Origin of the sequence: Psychrobacter sp. JB385, from assembly GCF_900163785.1 — a bacterium.
GTDB lineage: Bacteria > Pseudomonadota > Gammaproteobacteria > Pseudomonadales > Moraxellaceae > Psychrobacter.
In genome coordinates this window covers 14,610-40,664 of record NZ_FUKN01000011.1, presented here as the reverse complement: position 1 = coordinate 40,664, position 26,055 = coordinate 14,610, and the positions used below count along the sequence as shown (strand labels likewise).

The window sequence follows — 26,055 nt, the reverse complement described above, 5'->3', positions numbered from 1 at the left end:
GTTATGGTTGCTTTAATGTTGATGGAATTTAGATTTGTGAATGACTAGGGTTATATCAATGGAAGAAACTATAAAGCTTTGGTTTAAAGAGAGATATACAGATTTCAATTCAGGCAACGGTTTGAATCGAAATAGTCCCTTTGAGTTAAAACGTTTAAATATTATTGTAGGCGCAAACAATGCTGGTAAAAGTAGATTCATGCGCGAGTTTATATTCAAATTAAAAATAAATAGTGTAGATTTTAAGTATCCTCAAGCTTATAAAGACTATATCTCCATCATTAATAGCTTTATTTGCAACCACTCTTCAAAGCATCAGTTAGAAATACCTGACAACTCTTTATATAGCTTAGAAGATATCGTAAGACAATGGCAAAATACTGGCTCTTTTCTAACAGATACAAGAAAAGCTATTGAAGCTCATATCACATATAGAACTAGCTCAATAAAATATAATACTTTAGAATATGCAATAGTTACAGGAAAGCTTCCTCATGAAGTCCGTAAACTTATCGATGATATAAATCAACTGATAGAAGGTCTGAGTAATATTAAAAATACTTTAGACTCTTTAAGTTTTAAAGCTTTAAAGTTTTACTACATTGATAGCTTGAGAAGCTTACGAAAGTTGAATTCACAAATAACCTCTACTGATGCTGAATCAGAATACTATCCTTTACTTTCTAGAACAATTACTGACTATAGTTTTGAGAAAGACGAAATAATCTCAGGCGAAGATTTTTTTGGCTTATTAACTGACTCATTGTTAGGTAAACCTGAAGAGCGCCAAAGAATTCAAAGCTATCAAGAAAAACTGTCTCATTATTTTTTTAATAATGAAGTTATAACTATTATTCCTCATTTGAGGACTGACAGTATAGAAATTAAAATAGGTGAAGCAGAACAGTTTCCTATCTCAAAACTTGGTGATGGCTTACAACAAATTATCATCCTTACTTATAAAGCTTTCTTAACTACCGAACCTTCTTTCTTTTTTATTGAAGAACCAGAAATGCATTTGCATGCTGGCTACGTTAAACAGTTAATGAAGTTTTTATTGAATGAAACTGACCATTATTACATGGCGACCAGTCATTCAAATTACTTGCTTGATATGATTAACGAAGACAAACGTATTGCTTTGTATCGTGTAGATAAAAAGCAAATGAGTGACGAAGAGAACAAATACGAGACGGTAATCAAACGTTGTGATGGTGACCGTACTATATTACGCACACTGGGTGTCTCACCGTCTTCTGTATTTTTAGCAAACTGTACCATTTGGATAGAAGGTATTACTGACCGTCTATATTTTGTTCAGTATTTAAAGAAATATTTGGAAGAACTAAAGACGACTGATGAAGAGAAATGGCAAGATTATTCACGTTTCATCGATGGTTATCATTATGCATTTGTAGAGTATCAAGGCTCTAATCTTGACCATTGGGATTTTGAAGTAGACTGCCCTGATGACGTTAATAGTAGCTCCGATAAAGGGCTTCCTGCTATATTAACCACTTCGCACGCTCTCGTAGTTGCTGATGCAGACTTGAGAGGCAAGCCTAGATTTACAGAGCTACAAAGTCAACTAAACGATAATATGATCATTACTCAAGGTAAAGAGACAGAAAATACGTTACCTACTAACCTTTTAAAAAAGAAATTCTTTTCCATGTGTCCTGAAAATGGATTATCTAGCCAAGGTAGAAAGAAGAAACTAGAGCATTTTGAAGAATATGATGAGTATTTTGATAATAGGTATGAGACCTCAGATTTAGGTATTGGCGACTATCTAGATAATATACTTGAAGCAATGCGCGCAGACGAAATAGTACCCGACATACCTAAAGATAAGAGTTCTTTTATCTTCTCAGAAGGTGGACAAAAAACCATAAAGAATAAGTCAGAGTTTTGTCGCGATATTGTGGGTTTGATGGAAGAAGAGGAATGGACGCTCACAGAATCAGCAAAATTAATATGTGAAAAAATATTCGAGCATATCAAGAAAAACAATGACTGACCTTAACTCTTTGGGACGAACAAGACGTTATATAAAGCTTCAATACTGTCATAACGATCAAATTGAACTTTGCTAATAGTGCGGATATTAGGTCGCTCAGCTTTTATACCATCCGCACTCGCTTTAGTATGTTTTGCGACTTTAGCATTCTCTAGCCCAGCTAGTGGCTTGCCTGCCTCAGCACCAAAAAAATAAAACGAGCATAGCTCTAAAGTCTCTTCATCAAATATAATCCAAACAATGCATCCTGAAGGCTTACTAGCTAAACGAACGTTGACCTTTTGACTTGGTGTTTTAGCACCAAATTTTGAAGTTTTTAATTGAATATGACGAATAATATTATTGTCTTCAAGGACAACATCACAACCTGCATTATCAACTTCAGGTCTCATGACCTCTAGTTGGCAATCATCTTTTAGCCATGATAGCTTTAACATCTCACCAATAAATAAGTGCTCAATAAGCTTTTCTCGAAAGCTTGAATGCTCAAAATGCTTACTCATAATTTACCTTACTATCTTGAATTAACTTAATCTGATTTACTTTTACTCCGCCGATACCGCTCAGAACAATAAATAACCCGCTCCCAGTCCTTTTCCCACTTTTTGCGCCATGTAAAAGGGCGCTGGCAGACGGGGCAGGTTCTTTGGCGTAGATTTATTTCCGAAAGGTCATAATTATAATTTTCATCTTCAATCGCATTTATAACCGTTAACTCTATGAGCCATTGAAGATGGCTTTTGCTATTTAGATGGTGCTGATATCGATTGCAAGTTTGGGTCCATTCCCTTATAAAATCCTGCCAATGCGCATATGCTTTTTGCCATGTTTTCATCTTTAGGTGCTATAGGTTCATCATAGCCATTTTCGGATAGTGACGATATAAATTCAGATTTTTTTGCGCCATTCTCGTCATAGTTATCGACTTCATACTTTCTAATGTACCCGTCTTGGCAAAATACCCTATAATTGGTCACTGTGTAGTTTTTATTAGGACTGATTTTTTTAACCTTGCCAAATGCGACATTTTTGAACTGTAGAATGCTATTAACGTCTAAATAGCTTTTGGTTGTTTCATTTCCTGAAGTGAGAATATTATCGTACTCTCTAACCAGTAACCATCTGGGCTGATCACTATCTACTTCAGGTAAAGCCTGCGCCTTTGCCAAAATATTATCACGCTCCTGTGCGGAGACTAGACTTTTACTGATAAGCTTTTGTCTATATTGTTCTGAGCGTCCGTCGTACACCATACAACTAGAAAGAGCAAGTATAGAGCTACAGGTGATTACAGCTAGTGCTAGTCTCTTCATAAAATTCCTTTATAAGTAAATGAAATATGACAGAATTGGGAGACAACTGTCTCTCCTTATCGTTAAACGTGGACTACGTTTAAGTTGAATGCTTATTACAATTCAAAATCAATCGCGCGTTTTTGTCCGACGACACCTCTCAGAACAATAAATCACCTGCTCCCAGTCTTTCTCCCATTTTTTACGCCACGTAAATGGGCGCTGGCAGACTGGGCAGGTTTTTTGCGGTAAGTTTACTTTTTTATGTGCCATTGTTTGCCCCCATCTACTTTTGACTATTCGTGTTATGGTGAAGTCTTACTTTTGATGTTCGACGCCCTCATACTTCTTAATTCGACGGCACTGGTCTGAGCAGTAGACCATGCTCTCCCAGTTTTTATCGAGCTTCTTCGTCCAACTAAACTCACGCTCACAGACAGGACAGAGTTTTTTTCGGACGTTCTTTTTTTTGTGCGCCATACATTTCTCATTGGTTTGTTTACGACATCGGTCGCGTGTCACTATAGCCTACTACGTATCATTGCTATTAGTCACAGTTACTAGTCATAATCGTCAAATATTTTATTTAAGCGATTGAGACTGTTGACGATCAGCTTACCAGATTGATCAGTACTGCTATCAATCGCGAGCTTCTCATCCATGCGCATCGTCAGTGGTGCCAGCGCCTGCTTGAGGGCATTGGCCATCAGTGTGGTCTGCTCATGGATATCAGGCGCATTGCTCTCTACGGTTTTACTATCATCATTTTTAATTAGGCTTTCGGCTAAGCTACGAGATAAGCTATCTGCCATATTGTGTGCAAGTTGTTCAACGGCATCGACCAGTTGCACCATCAGGGCTTTTTGCACGTCTTGGTTTTGCTTGAGGTACTCGCCCTCGGCTTTATGATCGTGCTTATATATCTGTAGTAATTGGCTCACGCTTTTCTCAAAGCCATTATCGATACTATCGCTGACGACTTTGGCGTTATTGATCACGCTATCGGCGAGGATTTTTTGTGAGGCCAGCTGCGCCTCAATCTGAGACTCTAACTGGGCCTTACGCTCTGCTTCTCGTAAGCGCGCGATTTGCTCTGGGTCATTTTTGGTTAAGTACGTCTCAAACTGACGACTGATGGTATTGAAGCCGCTCGCCAAGTCCACCAACTGCGCAACGATTCGCGCGCCTGTATCGCCGTCTTCGCCGCCCATGGCTTTGTTACGTAAGAAGTCGGCTTTGATTTGCGCCCAACGCGCTTTTTCTGCGTCGGTTAAGGTACCGCGCATCTCGCCAAGCTTGAGCAAGTTGCTCTCTGCGCCTTGGGTCAATAGCTGCGACTCGCCCAGATAGTGATCGTCTATCAGCTGGTTTAGCTCATTCTCATTCATGACCGCTGACAGCTTTTCGGTCATCTTATTCATATTACGATAACTGCCTTGTAGCTTAAATATCGGCTCGACACGGTATTTATCGTCTTGCGAAGCGGAGGCAATATAGGCTTGGTTGACATCCAAAATGACTGCTTGCACCCTAAACATATGACGCAAGATGGCGACAATTTCGTTAATCTCTGAGGTGCTATACGGATAGGTCAGATCGCTGCTTTGCGCTTGGGCGAGGTTGGCATTGTCCGTTTTAGCTATTTTAATCAGGCGATGTACATCGCTTAGGTCACGATTTGCTAGTGGTGCGAGGACACTATTCGAGGTTAGGGAGTTTTCGATATAACTGAGGGCAAAGATGTCTTCCATACCGCTCATGATATCGCCTAGATTGTAAATATCGGCGCGGTTGGCGAGCATGTCAGGGACTTTAAAAGCTTCGCCGCTTTCGGTGTAAGGGTTACCCGCCATGACCACACAGAACTTTTTGCCGCGCATGTCATAAGTTTTGGTCTTCCCTTGCCAGACGCCATCAATACGACGTGTACCATCACCCAATGAGATAAATTTTTGCAAAAATTCCGCATGGGTATGCTGAATGTCATCAAGATACAGCATGACGTTACTGCCCATCTCAAAGGCTAAGTTGATTTTATTCAGCTCTTCTCTTGCCGTGGCATTGGGCGCTTTTTCGGGATCTAATGAGGTGACGTCATGACCGAGTGACGGACAGTTAATCTTCATAAAGATCAGGCCGAGACGATTTGCCACGTATTCCATCAAGGTGGTTTTACCATAACCTGGTGGCGATATCATCATGAGAATACCCATCAAATCGGTCCGCTTATCCTCGCCGACCGTGCCCATCTGCTTGGCAAGGTTATCACCAATAAGTGGCAGGTAGCTCTCATTAATCAGACGGTTACGCACGAATGAGGACAAGGGACGCGGCATAAATTCGTCCAGTCGCAAGGTTTCTTTTGATTCGTGTAATATCTCTGAGCGCATCGCCAGATAGCGTCGATAGGCAGGAATCACTTGGGTATCATGATGATGCAAACGATTTAAAAAGTCATCAACGGCAAAGGTTAGGCTCTGCTGATGAATACGCGAATGCTCACCCAGTAGATTATTGACTTGTATCTCAAGCGACACCTTACCTGTGTGACGCGCAAAGCTTTGCACTTGATTGAGCGGGTTATTGATACTGGTCAGTGACGTTGATGATGACGCTTGAGGTGAAGAGAACGATAAGGTGGAAGCGGCATTAGCTGTGCCTTTATTTGCGCCGCCTTTATCAAAGCTCGCACCTGAGTCAATCAGACGCTGTACCAAAGCTTCACGCTGAGTATCATTTAACTGGGTAAGTAAGACAGCAATGGCCTCGGGCACATAATGACGCCCACTTTCTAGCTGTTGCTTGCGTAGCGCTTCTTTTTCTTGATGCTCAGCAAGCTGCGTTTCACTAAGCGCCTCACCTGCCTCATCCGTGTCATCAGCCGACTCAGTACCACCATAAGTCTTATCAAGCAACGCATGAAACCATGTGGCTAATAGCTTATAGGCTGATTTTGGTTGGAAGCCAAGCTTACCGATTGAGGACTGTAGTTGCGCAAAACTGGCCGTATTTTGCGTACTGACGGGTGAGCTACTCAGCGTTTGGCTAAGCTGCTCACACAGCTGCTCGGCCTGCCTGCTGGTTTGCCAGTTCATTGTGTTATATGCGGCGGCATTTGGCTCCGCTGACTGTCCCATGACGTTGACTAAGTATTCGCAAGCCAGCTGCACATAGCTTGGTTTAAAGATATTGGTGTTATGAATATCGCTGATAGTTGAGTCTGATTCTGACTCCAATGCGGCATCTGATATCTGATTAGCACCATTACTACTGCCAATACGTTCGTCACGATAGGCCGCGACAAAACGGTACATCACTTGGCTCATATCCTCGACCAGTAAGGATTTTGCTGTATCACTACCAAGGGCACGACGCAGTTGCTCAGCGGTAGCGGCTCTATCCGTCCAGTTATTTGCGCGAGTCAACACTGATTCATCCAGCCAATTGTCGTAGCCAAATTGACGTAGGCTATCTAGCCCCAACGCTTGCACGATATTTAACTGCCAATAGAACAATTGTGCCAGTGCGCGTACTTGCGGGGTATAAATCAATAGTCCAGCCTCACGTAACGTTGGCAGTATTTGCATCAATAGTAACGTGGCATCATGGTCATGAATGCCCTTGTCATAACCGAGCTGATAACGCGGGGTCGCATAGGCTTTGACCAGCTTTGCCAACGGACTGTCATTATCGATCTCACCATTGATATCTAATGTAATGACGGTTTCGTCGTATGCTTGGTATAGGCGCGTTTCGGTCAGACTGTCTTGGCTGTTTTTGGCACTCTCGATAATGCTATACGCCAAGTACTCGGCGCGGTATACCTTGTCAGATTCGGAGGCGATATTCATCTCCCAATACGGACGCAAAGCATTTAATTCAGCGTTATTGAGCACTTCATAATAGTCGGTACCCGTCAGATGCAAATTGAGCACGCGCTTGCCATCTGATTGCTGGCGACTGAGCAAGGTCAAATCTAATGGCTGCGTATTGACCGAAAAGCGATGCTTGCCCAGCTTAATAATTTGACCGCCATCTTCGAATAAGTCCGATTTGTCTTTTAGACTCTTGTAGCTCTCGATTTGAATGGCTTTTAGGCGCGCATCAATGTCATCAGCTTTGACGCTAAAGCCCATCGCCTGTAACTCTTTTGCGATGTTGCGCACTTTTTGCACCAAACCATCTGACGCAAAGTAAGTATTGAGCGCTTCTTCCTCGGTAAAGCCCGTGACGCCTGTGCTTTGCGTGCGCTTCTTGATACTCTCAAGCATTCGCAGTGCCCCATCGACTAGATTTTGCGCTTTGCGATTGCGTGCATCGAGCAGTTGCTGCTTATGATTTTCAAAGGTCTCGTAAATCTCTTCACGTTTGCTGATGATATCGGCTAAAAACTGATCGCCACTATTGGTCTCGGGATCCGCGAACTGGCTTTCTAATTCCTCTAATTGCACCAGTAGCTTTGCCATTTGCTCATCTGATTTTTCAGGCGTATTGGCAATGGATAAGGCATTGGCAATCGATTGTCCAAACAGCTTAAACTGCGCACCAAATTGCGCAACCGCTTCAGCCGAGCCTAAATTTTTGCGTTTATGATTGAGCTTGGCTTTGCTCTGGTTGAGGCTAGCATAAATGGTCGAGATGTCATCGATGATTTGCGTGCGTACCGTGGCATCGGCAACATCCAACGTACCAAGTAGCTCGGTCAACAAGTCTAACCCTTGCGCGGTCTCGTCAATTTTATCTAGTACGGGTTTGAGTTCAGCATTGGTCTCCGCCGTGTTAAGACGTTCACTGACATCGATCAATATTCCTTCGTAGCTTGATAATGCTTTATCACCGCTTAAAAACAGTACGGTTTTTTCGGCAAGATCGCTTTCCGCTTCTTCTAGCTGCGCCTGCAATGCTTCTAATTTATCACTGTCTAAATAACGCAAATCCTCCAGACTGACCAAGCGACCCTTTTGTCGTCTTAATGCCGACAGCTGATCGACATAGTCGCTGGCAGACTCAAACGTCGTGACCCGTATCTGCCGCAAGATCTCATTTTGCTGAGATTCTGCATCGGCAAGCGCGGTTTGGGTTTGTTTTTGGATACTTTGAACTTTAGCAAACTCATCAATAACCAGCTCAGCGGTCGCCGTCACTTCTTTAATACTACTGGCGACATCGGTCAGCTCTGGCTCAGACAGCCAGTAGTAGCTATCAAAGAGGCGACTGGTATTGTCTGACAGTTCTTCGTAGAGTTTTTGCGACACACTTTGATTGTCAATGAGACGGGTAATGCTATAAAGATCAGAGATGCCGCGTACCAGCTCTTTGTTACCGATTTTGCCGTAGAAGCTCGTGCTTTCAGGCAACTCGCTCACATATTCAGGGGAGGCATAAGGGGTGTGCCATATCTGCATCGGGTGAATGCGCGACGGCTCACTTTGGTCACTGAACAATACCAAGCGACCGTTGTCTGCCAGCGCCATACCATTACAATAAATCGGGTTTGCCAGTTGTTTTTTGATCAGGTTATAAGGAAACAGCCCCGTGATACCCAGCTCTCTGTCATAAAATAAGAACAGAACATCCTCGCCATTGGTCGAGATAATCTTGCGCTTAAACTTTAAGTTTTTGGCACCGACACTGTTGGCATCGAACAGCTTATACTCGCCCGTCTGTAGATAATAACCACCCGGAAATATGATGCCATGATCTTCAGGCAACTGCACACACGACTGACCGATCGCGTCCAAACGTAGCACCGCTTCAGTCAAGGTGTTATAAACAAAATAGCGGTACTGCTCTTCGCGGTACGGTAATATTTTTAGCAGTATCAGGCTACCGACTTTAGCATAGGCAATCTCGGCATCGGTGAGCGACTGGGTACGGTCATTGACAGGCTCGCTATAGATGCCCTGCCCTGATTGAGTGTTGTCCTCAATTTTAATGGTCAAATCACCGCCGACGGTTTCCACAAATATCGTATCCAAGATATTCATGTGCGGATACTTACCATTGACCATCTGATCGCGCGTGGTCTCGATCCAATCAAAGTCATAGGCTGGCGGCAACTCGATATCACGCTCGCCGCGATTGTCCACGTAGGCGACTTGGGCAGCCTCTGGTGTGCCTTGGCTAAAGTCTAATGCAAAACGAAACACGCGAATATCAGTGATACGTTCGCCAATCTGAAATGCCAACAGCAACTTGCTGTCTTTAACAGTCAGTTGAATCAGGCCTGTTTGCTTGTAATAGCGATAGAGCTCATTGAAGTCTTGTACAAAGGCATCTTGATCTAAGAACGTCCCTTTTAAATCGACCTCTTCGAGCTGATACTCTTGCTCCGCACTATCACCAGCATTACCCTTCTGACTCTCATCGCTGTCGCCTTTCTCAGTAGGGTCTATCAAGCGATATAGCGATAGCACATCCTTAACATTGCTGGCACGCTTTAGCCCCATAAACACGTTGTAGCCAAATAGCAGATAATCGCCAACTTGCACCATATCCTGCGCCACACAGTTGTGTTCGGTACGGATACGCGTGCGGGCAATCACCTGCATTTGAGTGCTACCAAATTCCGTCAGGCGTGCAGCATTTAGTTTGGCGGTCAGTTGTTCCAGACGGCTGCCTTGCTCTGTCAGGCGTTTTTTGATGAGCTCATAGGCGTTGCCTGAGGCAACGGCCTGATCGGTTTGGTTTGCTTGGTTCGCGTTAGGATCACTTTTGCTATCTGAATTGGTTGGGTTTTGCGTGTCCGCCATCGTTGCTCGTCCATTTTTATATTTTGGCAATAAGGAATCATTGAAGATAAAGAAGCGCTTGGCTAATCTAAAAAATCAGTAGAAGTGATGCGATTTTTTAGATTAGCCAACTCATCATAAATAATAAGTTGGCTATCGCGCTTTAAAACGCTTAGCGCGAATGGGCCATAGTACTCTGCTATCTAGATAACAGAGCATTTATAACAACTAATATTCATACCAATCGCACATCATTTAAGCGGTTCTGTCATCATTTGACTGGTTTGCTTTCATGGCTTGATTGGCCATGACCCCGTTGATGATACCGCTTAACGTGTCTGACTTGCCCGCTAGGCCATCAATGGCTTTACCGATCGACAATGACTTGGCAAAGTTATCAAAGAAGTGCGCTTCACCGCCGACGATATCAATTTTGGCTTTTTGTAACGCCACTGCCAAGACTTCGGCGTTTTCTTTGGCAATTTCTTTACCTGCATCAATAGATGCCAATGCTTCTTGTAGCGCGGTCTCAAGACCCATGCGGAACTCTTCGTGCTCACGTGCCTCTTTGCTCATGCTACCCATGGCATTGAACTTCTCGACCAGACCGTCTGCTTCGGCTTGGAAGTGCGCACGAGTGACTTCGGCTTTTGCCAGTCCAACGTCACGCTCTGCCTTGGCATTTGACTCACCGCGAGCAGCGATAACTTCAGCATTGGCCATACCGACATCACGCTCGGCTTTGGCATTAGATTCACCGCGAGCGGCAACAATCTCTGCATCGACCATACCGATGTCACGCTCAGCTTTTGCTTTAGACGCACCGCGAGCCGCGATAACTTCGGCTTCAGCCATGCCTTTTTCACGGTCTGTTTGAGCCTGAGCCTGTCCAGTTGCTTTGATGACATTGGCTTTAGCAATACCTTCTTTTTCAAGCGACACTGACTTAGCCTCTTGAATCGCCGCTTCAGCAAAGCCATGCGCTGACTCTTCTGCTTTGATACCTTCTGCCATTTTGATTTTTGCTTCTGCATCTTTCGCAGAGGCTTCCAGATTGGCATTAGCCAGCGTGGTGATCTCGACAGCTTTGTGCTTGGCAGATAACTCTTCGGCTTCCGCTTTTTTCACCTGACGCACTTTGAGCTCTTCAGCATCCGCTTCAGCAGCCAGTACGCGCGTTTGCTTAGAGCGCTCCGCTTCGCTGACTTCGCGAACTTCTTTGATGCGCTCTTCTTCTTGTGCCACGGTTTTGTCGACTGCGATACGCTCACGAATGACGTTGGCGATTTCTTTTTTCTCAAGCTCAATTGCACGCTCGGCTTCGATACGTTGCAAGTCAACTTCACGCTCACGCGAGACGATTTCTAGATCGCGAGCACGCGTGACTTTTTCTTCTTCGATGACCACAGCACGTAAGCGGTTCTGACCCGCCACTTCGATTTCACGTTGTTGATTTTCACGCTGAATCGCCAAGTCCTGCTCAACCATAATAATGGCAGTTTCTGACTTTTTGCGCTCTTCTTCTTCAATCTTACGAGTTTCAGCCGTCTCACGAGCAATCACTGATGAGATTTCACGCTTTTGCTTGGCTTCGGCATCGGCTTGTTGACGCTCCAGCTCCAGCATTGCTTCTCTAGTTTCGACGTTCTTTTTCTTAACGGCCAGCTCTTCGTCACGCTCAAGTTCGTTGGTAATGACGTTTTGGAAAGCGGTAAGCTGAGTAATCTTTTTGATACCCTCAGCATCTAGGATATTGCTTGAATCGAGTGATGTCTTTGGCGTTTGCTCTAGGTAGTCAATCGCCACATCTTCTAGGACATAACCGTTGAGATCGTTACCGATTTCTTGGACGATACTGTCACGGAACTGACTGCGGTTTTCGAACAGTTTGACAAAATCAATCTGCTTACCGACGGTCTTGAGCGCTTCTGAAAACTTGGCATTGAATAGCTCATTGACCGCGACTTTATCTGAGGCGCGATCCACACCAACCGATTTGGCGACTTTGAGCACATCTTCTTCGGTTTCATTCACCCGTAGATAGAATGCGACTGTGATATCCGCACGCATATTGTCCGCGCAAATAAGTCCTTCTTTGCCGCGTCTGTCCACCTCTAAAGTAATCAGCGAGATTTTCATCAGCTCTTTTTTGTTGATCACTGGCCAAACAAAGCCACCATCAAAACGCACCGCTATTTTATTAACGCCATTAATAATCAGTGCTGTGCCCTGCTCAACCTTGATATAAAAAGCCTTGAGCATGAGCAAGGCTGCCATAATGAAAACAAACGCCAGCACCACAACTACGCCGACGATAATAAGTATATCCATGTTCATTCCTTTAATGAAAACATTCCAAGCGAATTTAAAACCTGCTGATACCATTTTAAAAATGGTTTAGTTGTTTTGTATGTATTATTAAATCACTGACAATTTACTATGATGACAGCGTATTTTTTAGCATTTGCTTATAACTGAGTCTCACCAAAGATAATGCAGTGTGGGTATCGTAAATACTATGATTAGTGTGATTAGTTATCTTTTACAGGCGTCACGCGATAGGTGTTGGCCTCACCTAAATACTCTACCAACACCACTTTATCGCCTTGTTTTAGCTGATTGTCTTGTGCATCCGAACGAATTTTGAGGATGAGTCCTGCGCCGCCATCATGTAGCTCCGCTTCGCCATGTTGGTTTGTCACACTGAGTGTACGTACGGTAGCAACTTTACCAATATTGCTCGCAGCATTGCGGTTGGGGATATTGGCGATGTTTTTGCGGATAGGTGAAATAATAAGACCCGTGAGCCACATCGATATCACCAAAACAAAGACCAGTGCGCCTGTACCAAATACATAATATAAGAGGCCAGAGTCAAAATATTGATGTAAAAAACTCGTATATAAGTAGCTGAGTACCCAACCAATCAAACTAATTAATGACAGTATGATAATAAGCGGCACGCCATAAAGACCAAACTTGAGCATGAGACCTGTAAAGAATCCTGTCGACGATAAATCAGAGACATCAACATCACCGCCTGCATCACCCAAATCGACGCTATCCATATCTGCCAGACCGATTAAAGACACGACCCAATACAAAGTCACGAACATCACAAGTCCTGTAAATATAGCCGTCGGGTATAAACTAATTTTAGTAAGGAATACTAAAAAAGACTCTTGCATAGTACGTGTCCTCTTCTTGCTTGATCAGGTAACGTCAACTGCTTTAAGCGCTAAATAACAACTTCTAAAACTGACGAATTAGAATCAACTTATGTTTCTTTATTAATGATTATATATACATTCCATTACATAATACATAGGTTTCGCCCTTAACGACCCCAAACGGGTGAACGTACGACGCCACCATTTTGGCTATTGATGGCGTAACTTGTGTTTCCTGAGAGCGAATGAACAACCAAATCGCCACCTTTTTGACGTCCTAAACTTTGACCGCCTACTTGCCCGCTGATTTTTGAATGACGCGTTGGATAGACCGCATAACTTCCAGAAGGAGATAGACGTGCCGGTTCATCGAGTCCTGTTTCGGCCAGATTGGTCACTTGTCCAGTCGCTAGTGTCATGACAGCAGCCTTACGACCATTTAGGTAAGCCATGCGCTGACCATCTGCGCTTAGTTGCGGGCTGGCAGCATATCCTCCTGTCGGTATCAATGTTGCATTGCCAGTGGCAAAAGTATAACGATAGATGCTCGGCCTGCCCGCACGGACTTTGTCACTGGTATAGACAAAGCTTTTGCCGTCAGCTGCATAGCTAGGCTGTACCTCAGTACTTGGTAGTGTCATCAGTTGCTTGGTTTCGCCATCGCTTAGACGCATCTTATAAATATCAGCATTGCCGCCAACCGTAGAGCTATAGAGCAGGTGTTGACCATCAGGTGAAAATGACGCTGACATATTACTTCCTTCAGCATTGACGACCAGATTGCGCGTTTTGCTGCTTTTATCATAAATATAAATCTTTGGATGCTCGCGCGGGGCTTGTTTGCTATAAGCAAGCAGTTGACCATCAGCCGACCACGCTGGCGCATAGATATAACCTGTGATCTGATCGATGAGATGACGATCACTGCCATCAGGACGGATGCTATATAGTGCCGATACTTTGGCGCTCCCTGACCCTTGCTCTTCCACATAAGCAATGTGTCCTTGACGATCAACGGCAGGCATAGCGGCGGTCAGTGGATTGCTATCCACTGTACTGGTCAGCTTTTTTATTTCAGCACTCGGCAGTGTCTGACAGCCAGTGAGAGCTGCCAATATAGCAATCGTCATCGCCCCTTTTATCGTGACGTTATTCGTGGTTGGTTTTGACATAATGGTTTTAAACATAAAATAGTATCCAATAAAATCGCTAAGGTATGACAGCAGCTTTACTCTAGTGTAGCGCAAAATTCGACAAACTTTGGACAAAAAAAGGCCCCACATATCAGTGAGGCCTTATCAAATCTAACCAGAGTATTTATATCATTCTAATATATCGCTGGCTTATTTAGAGACGGCTTTAAAGTAAGCCACTTGATTGTCATTTTTGATGGTTAAGACAGGGACATTTTTGGCATTTTTACTAAGGCTGTATTTGCCTTGTACCGTTGCTAGGGTCGCTGTGTCAAAACTCGCTTGCGGCTCAGGGCAGGCCATCATTGTACTGATACCATTTTTGATCTGTACATTGCCATTGACGACACTGTACTGTGCGCCCATATTATTACAGGTGTTTTTGAACGTCACACGCTCGCTGCCATTGTCTTTAAAAAAACTTAACGTCAATGGTTTCGCTGGATTGATAAACAGCTGACTGACTCTTTCACCATTCATACGTTTGGCATCAACCAGCTGCCAATTGTGCGCTTGTAGCGCCTCAGAAGTAATCGCCTGAGTAACGGGTGCTGTAACGCTTGGCGTGGTTTGACAACCAGCAGCCAGTGTACCAACAGCAAGCGTCGCTGCCATCATCATTTTAGTCATGTTTTTCATACAAACTCCTATATAAGTTACTAAGCACAGTTAGTATAAAAAGCAATTGCATAAAAGAAGCTTTGCTTTTTATCCTAACCATGAGCTTTATTATCATTGGTTTATGGTTTTATTCAGATATCTAAACAATCAAGCTATTATGCATAGCTACTGCTCAGTTGTCTTTATAGATTGAGTGCATGATTGCGCTAGTATTTGTGCTTCTTTATAGTCTTTTTGCTACGGAGTCTTGCTAGCTATGCCAGTAACTGCTAACGCTTTTTGCATGATTCATTAAGCATTTAATTAGAGCGGGTAGCTTTTTGTTGTTGCAGCGCTGCATAGCCCGACAACCGTTTACGCTCACTCTCATCAAACAATTGCTGTTCGATCTGCTCAATTTGGGTTTGCGCATTGCTTGAGTTTTGGCTCAACAGCAGTTGTTTTTGGGTTTGATATTGCGTAAAACGTTGATCAAAACTTGCATCTTCTTGATCCACTTGCGCTAACCGTGCAGCAGCTGGTGCGCCTACCAACTCACGACGCATTTTATATAACTCTTCTGCCGTCGCGCCTTTTGCTTTCATCTGCTCTGTGCGAGTGATTAAGGCATTGATATTGGCTTGCTGCTCAATGTTAGTTTTGGTGACAGTGTCTGGCATACGGCTGATATAGTCTTGTCTTGCTACTTCTTTTTGGGTATCAGATAGCTGCTCGTTTTGATTGATTTTAATCATCTCAACACTATAATTGTCATAGACCTCTTCTGCGCCAAAAAATGCGCTAATGGTTGGCTTGTCAAAATGCTGTTGACGAAGCTTTGCCACGTCTTGCTTGCGCTGCGCCACGACATTTAAATCGAGCTTACCACTTTGCGTTGCTTGCAATTGTAGGTTGCCATAGCGTTTCTCTATCTCTGGCAGGGCTTTAAGATACGCCACATATTGATTGAATATATCGATGGCTTGACTGGCAGCAGGCTCTGGTGTGTGATTACGAATATACGCTTTTATGCGCTCATGAATCACACTTTCTTCTTCCTCCCCAAATGCAGACAAAAAGTAATCGAATAAACGCCGTAAGCCCTCGGTCACGACCAGTTGTTTATTTTCATCAATGATGATTTCACCATCGACCGTCGTGCCTTGCAACGAGCGCGGTAGGTTCTCAAGACCTGTCACAAGTAACGTATTGCCCTGAGTAGGGCTGGTATTCGTATCTTGGTCAGAACTGACTAGATTCGATTCGCTATCATTAATTGGACTGTCTGTTGTGGTGGAAGCCACTTGGGTAGAGACAACGCTATTATTGTTTGGTTTGAACCATAAAATAATCGCCACGGTTAAGAGGATGACCACCGCAATCATCACGACAGTTAAAAAAGGCGAACGGCGATTATTTGACATAGCAAAGATATCTTAGTAGCGAAAATAAGTGGATATGGTGATTGGTCACTTTGATAAACAAAAACAGCATCAATATAGCCAAAGTCTAATTAAAGCCATCTTTGTCAATCATTATAAACCCTTTATAGACTGGCGTTTTTCAGACGATTCACTTGGGTGCGATAGATAGATTTTGGTTCAGACTCACCCCATGCGGTCAGACCCAGTACTTGGTCAGCTGAATCTAAGTGATTCATTTTATAATTATCACGAATCACATAACCGAGCCTACTTGAGCAAGCAGATACCAAACCATCGTTGGACTCGCCTGCAAATGGCACGCCCGTTGCAGCTAACAGATAATCGCTGGGGTCAACAGCACTGGTCAGCTGACCCACACCACTGAATGAATAATAGCTGATACCACCTACTTTGGTGTTGCTAGGCTGCCCGCAGTATGAGGTCGGCATCGCGGCTGGGAATTTTGCGTTAAAATTGGCAGCGCCATTGGTGGATAAAGCAACCAGTGCTTTCCAGCCATCTTGCTGTTGTATCTGCTTAAAACTGATGCCAGAGCCGATATCCGTAAAGCCACCAATTAAATTAAATACGCCTGATACCAGCTGCGTGGTGACGTTTGATGGCTCGCCAGTAGTGTTGTTTGGCTCAAGCGTTTTTTTGACAAAATCTGCGGTTTTTGAGCCTTGCTCTGGACTTGAGACGGCCGTTACTGAGGCGACGTATTTTGGCGCGACGCCAGCGACATAACGAATATCGATACCGCCCTGACTGTGCCCAAATAAATTGACTTTGGGCTTGCCTGAGATGGCAGTGATGGTTTTGACTTGTTGCAGCAATTGCTCACCGCGGATTTCACTGTTATTGACGGCGGACGTTTTGGTGGTATATACCTCTGAGCCACCTTTTATCAACTCACCAGGAATTCCATTAAAATAATCGATGACCCCAAATAGCGTGGTAAAACCGCCAAGACCGTGCGCCATGACGACAGGATACTGCGTTTTGGTATAGCTCGATGTGAAATATTGGCTATCAACCAACTTGCAACCGTTGGCATTGGCACAATTATAATACTGACCCGCTGCTTGAGCAGAATTGGTCTGTATGATTATCATAAAGATACCCGCACCAATAGTAGCAAGTGTGGGCAAAAAAAAGCTTGGCATGTCTGCCGAAGGTATATAACCTTTGAGTCTCATAACAACATCCTTGTATCGTTAAGGTGAGGCCGTTTTCAGTCCTTTCATTCTTGCATCCTGCAAAAAAGCACTGAAAACCTTTGCTAATCCATTTAGCAACCAAAATTACATTACGACTATATTTAGCAACATTCAATGAATTTTTCCGCGTTTAGGCGGTATTTTGATGACTTTATAGTCATATCTATAAAGCCAGAGAAGCAGTGACTTGTCAGGTAGATGACAACTTAATCAACAAATAGACGGTCGATGCGTGCAAAACAGCACTACCCACATTTATGCTATAATGCACCATACCAATCTCATAACTATAAGTAAGACGATGATGACTAAAAAATCCCTTATACAATCCCCCGAAGCCATAGAAAAAATGCGTGTGGCTGGTAAACTTGCCAGTGATGTCCTTGTGATGCTTAATGAGCATGTCAAGGTCGGCGTTAGTACCGAAGCCCTTAACCAAATCGCGCACGATTATATCGTTAATGTGCAAAAAGCCATTCCTGCACCGCTCAATTACAATGGCTTTCCAAAATCGATTTGTACCTCTGTCAACCATGTGGTCTGTCATGGTATTCCTGCCGAAAACAAACTACTCAAAGATGGTGATATCATCAATATCGATGTGACCGTCATCAAAGACGGTTATTATGGCGATACCTCAAAAATGTGGATCGTAGGCAACGGCTCTATCATGGCGCAGCGTATTTGCAAAGTGGCCCAAGACGCCCTATATGCGGGCATGAGTGTTGTCAAAAACGGCGCACGCTTAGGCGATATTGGTGCTGCCATTCAAGAAGTGGTCGAGCCTGAACGCTTCAGTATCGTTCGCGAATTCTGCGGACATGGTATCAGCAATGAGTTTCACCATGAGCCACAAGTCATGCATTATGGCAAAAAAGGCACGGGGTTTGAGCTAAAAACGGGGATGACCTTTACCATTGAGCCAATGATTAACCAAGGCACATGGCAGACGAAAATTTTGCCCGATGAATGGACAGCGATCACCAAAGACCGTAAGTTGTCTGCTCAATGGGAGCATACGATGGTTGTGACCGACAATGGCTGTGAGGTATTTACCACGCGACCTGAAGAAGATTTGAGCTTTTTGACCCAATAATATAAAAAAGATCGCTTAGGCGGTCTTTTTTTTGGCGCATAATTAGGGCATATTGAATAGTATGTCGGTAAAGCTTATCTTTATACTTTTTCTCATATGATTTGTGTGGCGCGTGTTTTATCATTCCTAATCGCTCTTTGCTTTTGACGACTTGATTTTAACGCTTTGGTTTTAACGATTTATTTTCAACCTCTTAATTGGATACTTCTCATGCTGAATTGTGATGTTGCTACTATTGATCTAACGCCCTTACCTTTGCTATTGAATAATACAGCGGCCAACACATCACTATTGGCAGACACGCATGATACCGAACAGCTACTCATCGATATTCCAAAATGGTTAAGCCAAATCAATGACGACATCAGCCGTGCTCTGGAGCGTGGTGTCAATATCCGTCAGCTAGTGGCGGCACGAGCGTGCGCTATTGATCGCTTGCTTACTGCGCTCTTTACTTGGTTTGAGCTAGATAAGACGGATTTGGCACTGTTTGCCACAGGCGGCTACGGTCGCGGTGAGCTGTCGCTGTATTCAGATATTGATATTTTGCTGCTTTATCCAGATGAGATGAGTGCAGATACCAATCAAAAAATAGATCGCTTAGTGGCGCTACTGTGGGATATCGGGTTAGAGCCGGCTCTCTCTGTGCGTAGCGTCAATGATGCTTTGGAAGCCGCGCTTGATCATACCATTGCCAGTGCCCAGCTAGAGGCTCGGTTATTGATTGGAAACGAAGCGCTGCAACAGACGCCCATTCAGATTGTCAATAAACAGTGGTCGCCGCGTGACTTTTATGATGTCAAGGTTGCTGAAGCAAGAGAGCGCTATTTACAGCACAATGCCACAGAATACAACCTTGAGCCAAATATCAAAACAGCGCCAGGCGGTTTACGCGACATTCATTTGGTTGGCTGGGTGACCAAACGCTATTTTCGCGTCAGTAAGCTTTATGATTTGGTACAACAGAACTTTTTGACAGAAAAAGAGTTTGATGAGCTGAGCTTTGCAGAGGGTTACTTATGGCAAATACGTCATTACCTGCATGTCTTGACAGGTCGTAATGAAAACAAGCTACTGTTTGATTATCAGCGCGAGATTGCTCAGTTGATGGGTTATGAGACTCAGCCAGATGATGAGCCAAATGCGGCAGTCGAGCGGTTTATGCGGGATTATTATCGCTGCGCTATGAAAATCTCGACATTGTCTGAGATGTTGACCAACCATTACTATGAGACAATCATAGAATCGCATTTACCCGATGCCGAGCGACCAAAAAAGCAGCCGATCAACGCGCATTTTAATCAAATCGGCGACCAAATCGCCATGTCGCATCATAGGGTTTTTGCTCAGCATCCTGAAGCAATTTTGGAGATGTTTTTATTGATGGGTCAGCACGGTATCAAAAACGTGCGTACTCATACCTTGCGCGCGCTTAAGATCGCTGCACGCGGTATCGATCAGGTGTACCGCGACAACCCTGTGCATCAAGCGTTGTTTTTGGCCAATCTAAAAGAACAAAATTATCTGTTTCATCGTTTGCGTACCATGAATCGCTGTGGCGTTTTGGGCAGTTATATTCCAGCTTTTGCTCAAGTGACGGGTTTGATGCAATACGATCTGTTCCATCGTTACACAGTGGATGCGCACACGCTATTTTTGATTCGAATTTTGCACCGCTTTACTGATCCCCGTTTTTACGAAGACTTTCCCTTGGTGAGCTCAATATTCCAACGAATCGAGCGCAAAGAAATCTTGGTATTGGCAGCGATGTTCCATGACATTGCCAAAGGTCGTGGCGGCAATCACAGTGAGCTTGGTGAAACGGAGTCGATTGAGTTTTGTTTAGCGCACGGCATGAGCTTAGCAGATGCCAACTTGGTCGGCTGGCTAACCCGTTATCATTTATTGATGTCGATGACCGCTCAGAAAAAAGACATCTCAGACCCTGAAGTGGTCACTATTTTTGCAAATTTGGTTGGCAATGTTACCCATCTCAATCATCTGTACGTCTTGACCGTTGCCGATATGAACGCGACTAACCCACAGTTATGGAACAGCTGGCGGGCAACCCTTATGAAACAGCTCTACTCTCAGACTCGGCGCATTTTGCGGGCTGATATAGATGCGCCAACCAACCGTCAAGACATGATCAGTGCTACCCGCAAGCAAACTTTGGAGATGCTGGACAATGTCAAAAATCAGCATATGAATCGCGACGAAGTCTTGCGATTGTGGGACGATTTGGGTGATGAGTACTTTTTGCGAGAGATTGCCGAAGATATCCTATGGCATACCGAAGCGATCTTGAACCATCCGCCCATCGGTCTTGCCTCTAACGCAGACAGCCCGCCACTGGTCGTATTACGCGAGCATCGAGAGCTGGCACTTGATGCTGTGCAGGTCTTCGTCTATACGCAAGATCAGATGAATCTATTTGCCGTCACGATGGCCGTATTCGATCAGATGAATTTGGATGTATTGGACGCTCGTATTATTACAGCTACCCGCGACTTTGCCTTAGATTCGTATGTGCTCCTTGACCCTAGCGGTACACTGTTGGTTGATGAAGACAGCCAGCAGGAGCTTAAGCAGCGTCTAATCAATGCCTTTAAAGATCCAACGGTGCTTAAGCTAACCAACAAGCGCATGCCTCGCCAGCTCAAACACTTTGAGGTGACGACGGTGATTAATTTTGAGTTTAATGACGCATCAGACCAACATATCATGAGCTTAGAAACGCTGGATCAACCTGGATTGTTGGCGCGAGTGGGACAGGTGTTTTTACAACAAAAGATTGAGGTACATGCTGCCCGTATTACTACCTTGGGCGAGCGTGCAGAGGATATGTTTTATATCAGCGACCAAAATGATGAGCCCTTATCTACTGATAGATTAGATGCCCTAAAATCAGCACTCATCGAAAGCCTGAGTACGCAAAAAGCCACGGTGACTTGATACAATAGATCAATACCTCTATGAATTGATTTGTTAATTGATAGAGGTATGCGGTTGATAAAGAGATGGCTGAATAACCAAACTTGTCGATAAAGGAAGTGTTTGACGGTAACGAAGGTGACTTGAAAGAAGGAAAACGGTCTTAAATCATGCTTTTGTATATCATTTCGCTGGCATGATCATCCAGCTCATCATCAGCAAGATCTGGCGGCAATATACTTGCATCCAATCGCTGCTGAGTCAGTAACAAACGCCCAGTATCGACTTCCTTTTGTAGCAAGCGATGCAGACTGGTCAAATGAAACTGCCCTTCAAAATAATCGTACAACTGTTTTAAAGAAATGGGCGCATTGGCATGTACATCCGGAAACAGACTGTCTTCGGCTAAGATGACCATCTCATTAAACGCTTCTTCACTCACCATTTCATCTTTATCAATTTTATGCTGTAATTTATTGGCCGCTCGCCCTTTAGCCATCAGCATAAAAACAAAAATAACGGTTTGTAAGACAAATAAAGCAATGTATTGCCACAAAGGCAGCACTATACCGAGCAAATTACTGATTAACATCAGCACCATAGCAACGACCACATAGCCAACCAATTGCCATAGCAACCACATCATCAAACTGTTTTCGCTGTACCAAACCATTTTTCTTTCTTTACGAATCAGCAATTGTTGTCGAGCCTGCCACCAATACTGCTCTCGTTGTTTTAATAATTCATACAATCGAGTATGATGCTGATGACTACCTACATTATCATGATTGATATGTTCAGCGTTTATCTCTTCATTTTTTGAAACACCAGGCATATCAAATTATCCTTATAATATTTTATCATGAAGACTGATAGTGTTTTCCGTACTCATGACCGTTAGTCATTGATAATTTTTATTTAACGGTTTTGAATACCACTACATTTTTAAAGGTTCGATGAGCGATACTCATTCGTCATCCAACAAACAGCCTTACCATGAAAAAAAGAAAAAATAAGAGAATTGCCACACTGCTAGAATGTAACTTTTCTTTATAACTTTATTATTAATTGTCTATTATAGTTATCCTAATTATGAATCACAACTTGACCCACCTGCATCCTTACCCCTTTGCAAAGATGGCAAAACTGCTTGCTAATAGCGCGCCAGCCCTTACCTACAGTGAAATCAAGCTAGGAATTGGCGAGCCTAAACACAAGCCACCTGCGTTTGTGCTGGACGTACTACGAGAAAACTTGGACAAAATAAGTCATTATCCAACCACTAACGGTCTGTTTGAGCTGCGTCAAACCATTGCCCATTGGCTCGAAAAACGATTTTTCTTAACACATGTGGATCCTGATACCCAAATATTGCCAGTGATGGGTACGCGTGAAGCCATCTTTAGTATGGTGCAAGCAGTGGTTGACCACACTGTAGATAATGACGTCAATTCTGCACCGTCTGGCTCTCATCAACCGCCTACCATCGTGATGCCAAATCCTTTTTATCAAATTTATGAAGGCGCAGCGATATTGGCGCAAGCAACGCCATATTTTGTGCCTTGCACACTTGATAACGATTTTAAAGGCGATTATCGCGCAGTACCAAGAGAGGTTTGGGCGCGGACGCAGCTCTTGTTTGTCTGTAGTCCCAATAATCCGACAGGCTCAGTCATGACGATGGAAGATTGGGAGTATCTCATTCGCTTGTCTGATCAGTATGGTTTTATCATTGCAAGCGATGAGTGCTATAGCGAGTTGTATTTTGACAAAGCCCCGATTGGTTTGTTGCAAGCATGCGCCGCTCTAGGTCGCCATGACTTTAAAAACTGTATTGTGTTTCACTCTTTATCCAAACGCTCAAACTTGCCTGGTCTACGCTCAGGGTTTGTGGCAGGCGATGCCAAAGTTTTGCAGGCGTATTTACAGTATCGTACCTATCAGGGCTGCGCGATGCCAATACCGCATCAGCTTGCCTCTATCGCCGCTTGGCAAGACGAGAAACATGTGGCGCACAATCGTCAGTTGTACCAAGAAAAATTTGCTTTATGGATGTCTGAGCTTGGTGAGCTACTAGAGCTGCGGATGCCCGAGGCAGGGTTTTATTTTTGGATAAAAGCGCCTGAGCAGTTTGAGGGGGATGATGAAGTCTTTGTAAAAGCGTTATATGAGCAGGCCAACATCCATGCCTTAGCAGGCAGATACTTATCTCGCGAAGTCAATGGCCACAACCCAGGAAAAGGTTATGTGCGTGTTGCGCTGGTTGCTAGTGTCGATGAGAGCCGTGAAGCGATTGGTCGCATTCGCCAGCTGCTTGGTGCATAATCGAGCATAATAGATAGCTTCAATAATGCGATTGTACATACTCTGGCCGATATGCCATCAAGGATGATGCCATGCCCCATCTTGATTTTACTCAGCCACCGTTTGATGTCTTAAGTCTGGCTGAGCGACAAAGCATTAGAAAGCATACCCAAATCCGCTATCTTGCCAAAGGCGAAAGTCTACCTGTCGAAGCGTTAACGAATCTGTATGTGGTCATCAAAGGACAGATCGAACAATCACTTGATGGTGAGTTTATCGCCTCCTACTTGGGTAGTAACCAAGCCGATGATTATAATGACAACGACTGGTTCGACAGTCGGCGCTTGCCTGAATCTATCGTAATATCCCACCTGCAAGACGATAGGACAAGCAATGCTAACATTGAGGTGGTAAAGACTTATCAGTATCGAGCCGCTGAGGATACCTTGCTACTACAAGTCAGTGGCGAGGCAATCGACAAAATCAGCGCCCAAAACCGTTTGGTACGTCAGCTACTATCAGACAAGCTGCCTGAACGCTTGAAAGCCTTACAGCAGCACCGCCATAGCAAAGCTTTTGCTCGCTCTTACGATAACAACCAACAAGAAGTGCAGCAGATCATGTTGCAGCCTGTGACAGATGTGACCTTGTTACCCGTCCACATCGTCGAGGCTCATAGCAGCTTATTTGATGCAGCCAGCATCATGACAACAGCAGGGCTAAAACACGTTTTGGTGCGACCCATCAATCATTCACATCATGACGTCTCTTTGTCCCACACTCCCACTCATTCATTGGGTATTTTAACAGACACCGATATTTGCCGCGCAGTGAGTGAGCAGCAAGATCCTAATACAACGCCATGCCAGCGTTATGCCAATTTTAACTTGCGTACCATCAACGCACGCGATGAGATTGGGGATGCTCTACTGACCATGACTCGCTACCGTGTTCATCGTCTACCAGTACTTGATACCAACCATGAGGTCATAGGCATCCTCGGACAAAGCGATATGCTCGCTCACATCAGCCACCATTCACAACTGATTAGTATTCAAATTGAACAAGCAGACGATTTATCAAGCTTACATACCGCTGTTGAGTTGATCGGTCGCTATATTCGTGCGCAGCATCACAACGGTGTCAAAATCGGCAATATCAGCCGCATGGTACAGACGCTAAACGCGCAGGTATTTACCAAACTTTGGCAATTGATCGTACCTGATGATGTCATCGCAAACACTTGTCTTATCGTCATGGGCTCAGAAGGTCGCGGTGAGCAAATCATGCGTACCGATCAAGACAACGCGCTTATCATACGCGACGGCTACGCGCATCCAAACTTGGCTCAGTTTGCCGCTACCTTTAATGAGCATCTGGCCAGTCTCGGCTATCCACTATGTGATGGCAATATTATGATGAGCAATCCAATGTGGCGACAACCGCTCAAGTCGTTCAATAAACAGATTGGTTCATGGTTGAAAAATACCGATCCCATGCATGGCATCTATCTGTCCGCTATCCTCGATGGTGAATATGTCTGCGGTGACGAATCCTTGCTCACTCAGGTACGCCACCATTTACAAGTTGCTCATCGCCAGTCAGACCCTATGTTTGTACGTCAGTTCGCACGCGCTGCCTTACAATTTGGTGATGTCAATCAGTGGTGGCAGAAGTTTGTACCATTACTAGCAGGTAAGTCAGCCTCATCAGACATCGACCTAAAAAAAGCTGGTATTTTTCCATTGGTTCATGGCATACGTACGCTCGCCTTAGAAAACGATATCTTGGACGTCCCAAGTACCAAAAACCGTCTCAAGGCTCTGGTGCAAGTGCATGCTTTGAATCAAGAACGCGCTGATACTTTGTTAGAAGCCTTAGAGTTTTTTATGGCGCAGCGCCTATCTGTTGCGCTCTCAACAGATGATAGACAGGCGCGTCAAGTAAACCCAATGATGCTAACTGCGCTTGAGCGTGACTTACTCAAAGAATGCTTGGCTGTGGCCAAAAGCTTCAAAAACCAACTCCGCCAGCACTATCAATTAGAGATATCATGACTACAGAAGTATCA

The 26,055-nt window shown here is 44.2% G+C and carries 18 protein-coding genes; 5 read left to right on the top strand and 13 right to left on the bottom strand.

All coding sequences use genetic code 11. The annotated features are described in order from the left end of the window. Nucleotides 1-58: 58 nt before the first annotated feature. Complete coding sequence (locus CZ794_RS05730) at nucleotides 59-2,020, top strand: AAA family ATPase (protein WP_179207255.1); 1,962 nt, start codon at nucleotides 59-61, stop codon at nucleotides 2,018-2,020. Between the two features lie 2 nt (nucleotides 2,021-2,022). Here the strand turns inward: CZ794_RS05730 and CZ794_RS05725 are convergent, their stop codons facing one another. The 12 genes from CZ794_RS05725 to CZ794_RS05675 all read right to left on the bottom strand — a co-directional run bounded on the left by CZ794_RS05725 (nucleotide 2,023) and on the right by CZ794_RS05675 (nucleotide 17,629). Beyond that, the gene (locus tag CZ794_RS05725; protein ID WP_087040720.1) at nucleotides 2,023-2,523 is read right to left on the bottom strand and encodes a hypothetical protein; all 501 of its coding nucleotides are present in this window, start codon (nucleotides 2,521-2,523) and stop codon (nucleotides 2,023-2,025) included. Nucleotides 2,524-2,549: 26 nt separating this feature from the next. Next, nucleotides 2,550-2,681: a DUF2256 domain-containing protein gene (locus CZ794_RS14275; RefSeq protein ID WP_373407900.1), complete on the bottom strand. Its 132-nt coding sequence runs from the start codon at nucleotides 2,679-2,681 to the stop codon at nucleotides 2,550-2,552. Nucleotides 2,682-2,763: 82 nt separating this feature from the next. Further along, complete coding sequence (locus tag CZ794_RS14065; RefSeq protein ID WP_179207254.1) at nucleotides 2,764-3,333, bottom strand: hypothetical protein; 570 nt, start codon at nucleotides 3,331-3,333, stop codon at nucleotides 2,764-2,766. Nucleotides 3,334-3,441: 108 nt separating this feature from the next. Next, nucleotides 3,442-3,585 carry a DUF2256 domain-containing protein gene (locus tag CZ794_RS05715; protein ID WP_087040718.1) on the bottom strand — a complete coding sequence of 48 codons (144 nt, stop codon included), beginning with the start codon at nucleotides 3,583-3,585 and terminating at the stop codon, nucleotides 3,442-3,444. A gap of 45 nt (nucleotides 3,586-3,630) precedes the next feature. Next, nucleotides 3,631-3,792: a DUF2256 domain-containing protein gene (locus CZ794_RS05710; RefSeq protein ID WP_075106903.1), complete on the bottom strand. Its 162-nt coding sequence runs from the start codon at nucleotides 3,790-3,792 to the stop codon at nucleotides 3,631-3,633. An 80-nt stretch (nucleotides 3,793-3,872) separates the two neighbouring features. Next, a complete protein-coding gene (locus CZ794_RS05705) occupies nucleotides 3,873-10,064 on the bottom strand; it encodes a DNA repair ATPase (protein ID WP_087040717.1) in 6,192 nt (2,063 codons plus the stop codon). 234 nt (nucleotides 10,065-10,298) lie between these two features. Beyond that, nucleotides 10,299-12,374 (bottom strand): flotillin family protein, encoded by a 2,076-nt coding sequence (locus tag CZ794_RS05700; RefSeq protein ID WP_087040716.1) that lies wholly within the window; start codon nucleotides 12,372-12,374, stop codon nucleotides 10,299-10,301. Nucleotides 12,375-12,574: 200 nt separating this feature from the next. Further along, nucleotides 12,575-13,231, bottom strand: coding sequence for an OB-fold-containig protein (locus CZ794_RS05695; RefSeq protein WP_143515704.1), 657 nt, complete (start codon nucleotides 13,229-13,231; stop codon nucleotides 12,575-12,577). 149 nt (nucleotides 13,232-13,380) lie between these two features. After that, the gene (locus CZ794_RS05690) at nucleotides 13,381-14,400 is read right to left on the bottom strand and encodes a PD40 domain-containing protein (RefSeq protein ID WP_087040714.1); all 1,020 of its coding nucleotides are present in this window, start codon (nucleotides 14,398-14,400) and stop codon (nucleotides 13,381-13,383) included. Between the two features lie 156 nt (nucleotides 14,401-14,556). Further along, the gene (locus CZ794_RS05685; protein WP_087040713.1) at nucleotides 14,557-15,045 is read right to left on the bottom strand and encodes an META domain-containing protein; all 489 of its coding nucleotides are present in this window, start codon (nucleotides 15,043-15,045) and stop codon (nucleotides 14,557-14,559) included. Nucleotides 15,046-15,326: 281 nt separating this feature from the next. Beyond that, nucleotides 15,327-16,430, bottom strand: a complete 1,104-nt coding sequence (locus tag CZ794_RS05680; protein WP_087040712.1) for a lipase secretion chaperone — start codon at nucleotides 16,428-16,430, stop codon at nucleotides 15,327-15,329. Nucleotides 16,431-16,552: 122 nt separating this feature from the next. Beyond that, the gene (locus tag CZ794_RS05675) at nucleotides 16,553-17,629 is read right to left on the bottom strand and encodes a triacylglycerol lipase (protein ID WP_087040711.1); all 1,077 of its coding nucleotides are present in this window, start codon (nucleotides 17,627-17,629) and stop codon (nucleotides 16,553-16,555) included. Between the two features lie 325 nt (nucleotides 17,630-17,954). Here CZ794_RS05675 and map point away from each other — a divergent pair, with 325 nt between their 5' ends. Both map and glnD read left to right on the top strand, forming a co-directional pair. Beyond that, nucleotides 17,955-18,746: a type I methionyl aminopeptidase gene (gene map / locus CZ794_RS05670; protein ID WP_373407899.1), complete on the top strand. Its 792-nt coding sequence runs from the start codon at nucleotides 17,955-17,957 to the stop codon at nucleotides 18,744-18,746. A gap of 210 nt (nucleotides 18,747-18,956) precedes the next feature. Continuing rightward, nucleotides 18,957-21,701: a [protein-PII] uridylyltransferase gene (gene glnD / locus CZ794_RS05665; protein WP_087040709.1), complete on the top strand. Its 2,745-nt coding sequence runs from the start codon at nucleotides 18,957-18,959 to the stop codon at nucleotides 21,699-21,701. Nucleotides 21,702-21,843: 142 nt separating this feature from the next. On the opposite strand, the gene CZ794_RS05660 is transcribed toward glnD, so the two are convergent. Further along, nucleotides 21,844-22,515 carry a hypothetical protein gene (locus CZ794_RS05660; RefSeq protein ID WP_087040708.1) on the bottom strand — a complete coding sequence of 224 codons (672 nt, stop codon included), beginning with the start codon at nucleotides 22,513-22,515 and terminating at the stop codon, nucleotides 21,844-21,846. Nucleotides 22,516-22,772: 257 nt separating this feature from the next. Here CZ794_RS05660 and dapC point away from each other — a divergent pair, with 257 nt between their 5' ends. Continuing rightward, nucleotides 22,773-24,005, top strand: a complete 1,233-nt coding sequence (gene dapC / locus CZ794_RS05655) for a succinyldiaminopimelate transaminase (protein WP_087040707.1) — start codon at nucleotides 22,773-22,775, stop codon at nucleotides 24,003-24,005. 71 nt (nucleotides 24,006-24,076) lie between these two features. After that, nucleotides 24,077-26,041, top strand: a complete 1,965-nt coding sequence (locus CZ794_RS05650; protein ID WP_087040706.1) for a DUF294 nucleotidyltransferase-like domain-containing protein — start codon at nucleotides 24,077-24,079, stop codon at nucleotides 26,039-26,041. Nucleotides 26,042-26,055: the final 14 nt, after the last annotated feature.

Bases quoted from the DNA above. Each gene is read 5' to 3' on its own strand.
- CZ794_RS05730 (WP_179207255.1), top strand. From the start codon at position 59: ATGGAAGAAACTATAAAGCTTTGGTTTAAAGAGAGATATACAGATTTC.
- CZ794_RS05725 (WP_087040720.1), bottom strand. From the start codon at position 2,523: ATGAGTAAGCATTTTGAGCATTCAAGCTTTCGAGAAAAGCTTATTGAG.
- CZ794_RS14065 (WP_179207254.1), bottom strand. From the start codon at position 3,333: ATGAAGAGACTAGCACTAGCTGTAATCACCTGTAGCTCTATACTTGCT.
- CZ794_RS05715 (WP_087040718.1), bottom strand. From the start codon at position 3,585: ATGGCACATAAAAAAGTAAACTTACCGCAAAAAACCTGCCCAGTCTGC.
- CZ794_RS05710 (WP_075106903.1), bottom strand. From the start codon at position 3,792: ATGGCGCACAAAAAAAAGAACGTCCGAAAAAAACTCTGTCCTGTCTGT.
- CZ794_RS05705 (WP_087040717.1), bottom strand. From the start codon at position 10,064: ATGGCGGACACGCAAAACCCAACCAATTCAGATAGCAAAAGTGATCCT.
- CZ794_RS05700 (WP_087040716.1), bottom strand. From the start codon at position 12,374: ATGGATATACTTATTATCGTCGGCGTAGTTGTGGTGCTGGCGTTTGTT.
- CZ794_RS05695 (WP_143515704.1), bottom strand. From the start codon at position 13,231: ATGCAAGAGTCTTTTTTAGTATTCCTTACTAAAATTAGTTTATACCCG.
- CZ794_RS05690 (WP_087040714.1), bottom strand. From the start codon at position 14,400: ATGTTTAAAACCATTATGTCAAAACCAACCACGAATAACGTCACGATA.
- CZ794_RS05685 (WP_087040713.1), bottom strand. From the start codon at position 15,045: ATGAAAAACATGACTAAAATGATGATGGCAGCGACGCTTGCTGTTGGT.
- CZ794_RS05680 (WP_087040712.1), bottom strand. From the start codon at position 16,430: ATGTCAAATAATCGCCGTTCGCCTTTTTTAACTGTCGTGATGATTGCG.
- CZ794_RS05675 (WP_087040711.1), bottom strand. From the start codon at position 17,629: ATGAGACTCAAAGGTTATATACCTTCGGCAGACATGCCAAGCTTTTTT.
- map (WP_373407899.1), top strand. From the start codon at position 17,955: ATGACTAAAAAATCCCTTATACAATCCCCCGAAGCCATAGAAAAAATG.
- glnD (WP_087040709.1), top strand. From the start codon at position 18,957: ATGCTGAATTGTGATGTTGCTACTATTGATCTAACGCCCTTACCTTTG.
- CZ794_RS05660 (WP_087040708.1), bottom strand. From the start codon at position 22,515: ATGCCTGGTGTTTCAAAAAATGAAGAGATAAACGCTGAACATATCAAT.
- dapC (WP_087040707.1), top strand. From the start codon at position 22,773: ATGAATCACAACTTGACCCACCTGCATCCTTACCCCTTTGCAAAGATG.
- CZ794_RS05650 (WP_087040706.1), top strand. From the start codon at position 24,077: ATGCCCCATCTTGATTTTACTCAGCCACCGTTTGATGTCTTAAGTCTG.